Consider the following 3,127-nt stretch of genomic DNA (forward strand, 5'->3'; position numbering starts at 1 on the left):
AACGGGTTTTCGCCGACCAGCATGACGACGAAGCCGGCGACGATGAAGGCAACCGACAGGTTGATCAACGGAATCAACCCGTAATCGGCCCAGGCCGGCAGCTTGGCGTAAGGCGTGCTCATTCGGCGGCCTCCTGATGCTCGACACCAGCCATTAGCAAGCCAAGCTCGCCTTCGGTCGCGTCCGGGCCGCGCTCGCCGACGACACGACCGGCGAACATCACCAGGATGCGGTCGGAAAGCGAGCGGATCTCGTCGAGCTCGACAGAGACGACGAGCACGGCCTTGCCCTGGTCGCGCATGGCGATCAGCCGCTTGTGGATGAATTCGATGGCGCCGACATCGACGCCGCGCGTCGGCTGGCCGACGATCAGCACGCCGGGGTCCTGCTCCATTTCCCGCGCCAGCACGATCTTCTGCTGGTTGCCGCCGGAGAAATTTGCTGTTTTCAGGCGGGGATTGCCGGGGCGGATGTCATATTTCGCGATCTTGTCCTTCGCGTCGGCCATGATGGCTTCGACGTTGAGGAACGGCCCCTTCAGGTAGCGCTCGTCGTCATGATAGCCGAGGATCGAGTTCTCGTTCTCCTCGAAGGCGAGCACCAGCCCGACATGGTGCCGGTCCTCCGGCACATGGGCCAGCCCCCGATCGCGCAATTCGCCGGGATCGGCCTTGCCGGTGAGATCGATCGGCTTGCCGTCCAGCATCACCTCGCCGGAAACGGCATGCCGGATGCCGGAAATCGCCTCGAGCAGCTCCGACTGGCCGTTGCCGGCCACGCCCGCAATGCCGACGATCTCGCCGCCGCGCAGGTCGAAGGAGACGTTGTCGACCATGGTGACGCCGCGTGAATCCTTCACCGTCAGGTTCTTGACCGAGAGTTTTACCGCGCCGGCTTCCGACTCTCCCTTCTCGACCCTGAGCAGCACGCGCCTGCCAACCATCAGTTCGGCCAGTTCGCCGACCGTGGTTTCCTTTGTCACCCTTGTCGCGACCATCGTACCCTGGCGCATGACCGAGACCGTGTCGGTGATGGCCATGATCTCGCGCAGCTTGTGGGTGATCAGAACCACCGTTTTTCCCTGTTCCTTCAACTGCTTGAGGATGCGGAACAGGTGATCGGCCTCAGCCGGTGTCAAAACCCCCGTCGGCTCGTCCAGGATCAGGATTTCGGCGCCGCGATAGAGCGCCTTGAGGATCTCGACACGCTGCTGCAGGCCGACCGGCAGTTCCTCGATGATGGCGTCGGGCTCGACTTCGAGGCCGTATTCGCGCTCCAGCCGGTCGAGCTCCGAGCGCGCCTTGGCGATGCTGCTCTTCAAGAGCGCGTCGTTCTCGGCGCCGAGGATGATGTTCTCCAGGACGGTGAAATTGTCGACCAGCATGAAATGCTGATGCACCATGCCGATGCCAAGCGCGATCGCGTCGTTGGACGTGTTGATCGACACCGGCTTGCCGCCGACGCGGATCTCGCCGCTGTCCGCCTGGTAGAAGCCATACAGGATCGACATCAGCGTCGACTTGCCGGCACCGTTCTCGCCGACGATGCCGTGGATGGTTCCGCGCGCGATTTCCAGGTTGATGTCGCGGTTGGCGCGTACTGCGCCAAAACTCTTGTTGATGCCTATAAGCTCGATCGCGGCTTGCGCCATGCAGCCTGTCCCACTCTTATTTTTTTATCGCTTGGTCAAAATGCCTAGCATGATGCCCCGCCCCTGCCAATCGGCCGGGACGGCATTCACTCTCGACAAATCCCCGCGCGCTTGTCAATTTCGAACGTGGCCGACAGCTTCACATTCACAAAAGCCCGGGATTTTGAATGACCACGCCTGACGATCGGCTGACGACGCTGGAAATCCGCGCCGCCGAGCAGGAAAAGACCATCGAGGAACTGTCCGGCCAGATCGCCGAGCAGTGGAAGGTGATCGAGCGCATGGAACGCAAGCTTGGTGCCCTGACCGACCGGTTCCTGGCCCTGGAGGAGCGGACCGCGCCCGATGTGCCGGTGACCAAGCCGCCGCACTGGTGAGCGAGGAGGAGAACGGTCATGGCCAGTGAAAGCGACCGTATCGCCAGGGCCGGCAACTATGTCTTCGGCCTGATGGACGACAGGGAGCGCGCCCGCGCCGAGCGCGACCTCCAGATCGATCCCGCTTTCCGCGACGCGGTACTCAGGCTGGCCGAACGCATGCGCGCCTTCGATCCGGCCGCAACCTCCAGCGGAAAGTCGGACAATCGCTGGAACCTGGTCGCGCAAAGGCTTGCGGAACTGCCGCAGATGCGGCTCGCCGGACTGGACGATGGCAAAGCGGCGCCGGTCATGACCCGCGGGCTGCGGCGCAAGCCTTACGGCGTCGGCGTGCATTCCCTTGGCGGCCGGCTGGGGCTGGTCATCGCGATTGCCCTGCTTGCGGCCTTCGCGCTGGGCTACCTGGTCGGCACGTTATAGCTGACGCGACATCAGGAGCATCGGCTCGCCATCCTGCTCGAAGGGCTCGACCACTGACCAGCCGAGCACCTCATAGAAGCGGCGCGCCTGCCATGTGTAGAGATGGAGCTTGTCCACGCCAGCCGCTATCGCATGCGCCTCGACGGTCCTGACCAGCGCGGCGCCGATGCCACGCCCTCTGTGCCCTTCGTCGACGACAAGGCCGGCCAGCCATGGCGTCAGATCATGCGCCGGGTCGATCTCGCTGCGGACGAGCAGGCAGCTTCCGATCGGCTGGCCGCGATGGCGTGCGACGAAGCCAGCCTCGAACCCGTCACCGGCCAGCAATCCGCGCAGCCCCGCCGCGTCTTCTTGCAGGGTTCGTCCCGTGCCTTGGAAGAAGGCCGCAAGCCGCAGCGCCGCGAGCGTTTCCACGTCGCGCTCAACCATGGCTTCGATCGTCGGCCGCATGTTCTGCCTTGGAAAAACGAAACCGCCGGGCTTTCACCCGGCGGTCCGCAAATTTCAGCTCCCGATCAATACGGGCATTTGTTGTCGGCGGTGTAGTCGTGCACCTGGACGGTGCCGGCGATGATGTCGGCCTTGGCCTTTTCGACGGCGGCCTTCATTGCATCGGTGACCAGGGCCTTGTTGTTGTCGTCCATGGCGTAGTCGACGCCGCCTTCCTTGAGGCCGAGAT

Annotated in this window: 4 protein-coding genes and 2 pseudogenes; 2 read left to right on the plus strand and 4 right to left on the minus strand. The window is 63.7% G+C overall.

The window, feature by feature from the left end; genetic code table 11:
- Together Q0L57_RS09560 and Q0L57_RS09565 are read right to left on the minus strand one after the other, a co-directional pair.
- Positions 1-122: pseudogene (locus Q0L57_RS09560) on the minus strand (ABC transporter permease); the annotation flags it as partial.
- Positions 119-1,651, minus strand: a complete 1,533-nt coding sequence (locus Q0L57_RS09565; protein ID WP_296741587.1) for an ABC transporter ATP-binding protein — start codon at positions 1,649-1,651, stop codon at positions 119-121. The gene Q0L57_RS09565 and the pseudogene Q0L57_RS09560, both read right to left, overlap by 4 nt.
- A gap of 167 nt (positions 1,652-1,818) precedes the next feature.
- Here Q0L57_RS09565 and Q0L57_RS09570 point away from each other — a divergent pair, with 167 nt between their 5' ends.
- Both Q0L57_RS09570 and Q0L57_RS09575 read left to right on the plus strand, forming a co-directional pair.
- The gene (locus tag Q0L57_RS09570) at positions 1,819-2,028 is read left to right on the plus strand and encodes a SlyX family protein (protein WP_296741590.1); all 210 of its coding nucleotides are present in this window, start codon (positions 1,819-1,821) and stop codon (positions 2,026-2,028) included.
- Positions 2,029-2,046: 18 nt separating this feature from the next.
- Positions 2,047-2,448 (plus strand): hypothetical protein, encoded by a 402-nt coding sequence (locus Q0L57_RS09575; protein ID WP_296741593.1) that lies wholly within the window; start codon positions 2,047-2,049, stop codon positions 2,446-2,448.
- Here Q0L57_RS09575 and Q0L57_RS09580 read toward each other — a convergent pair.
- Together Q0L57_RS09580 and Q0L57_RS09585 are read right to left on the minus strand one after the other, a co-directional pair.
- Entirely contained in the window at positions 2,443-2,877 is a 435-nt protein-coding gene (locus Q0L57_RS09580) for a GNAT family N-acetyltransferase (protein WP_296741595.1), read from the minus strand. The two genes, Q0L57_RS09575 and Q0L57_RS09580, sit on opposite strands and share 6 nt — an antisense overlap.
- An 86-nt stretch (positions 2,878-2,963) precedes the next feature.
- Positions 2,964-3,127 (minus strand): annotated as a pseudogene (locus Q0L57_RS09585) (BMP family ABC transporter substrate-binding protein); the annotation flags it as partial.

The sequence above is a fragment of the Mesorhizobium sp. genome (assembly GCF_024509055.1).
In the GTDB taxonomy this organism is placed as follows: domain Bacteria; phylum Pseudomonadota; class Alphaproteobacteria; order Rhizobiales; family Rhizobiaceae; genus Mesorhizobium.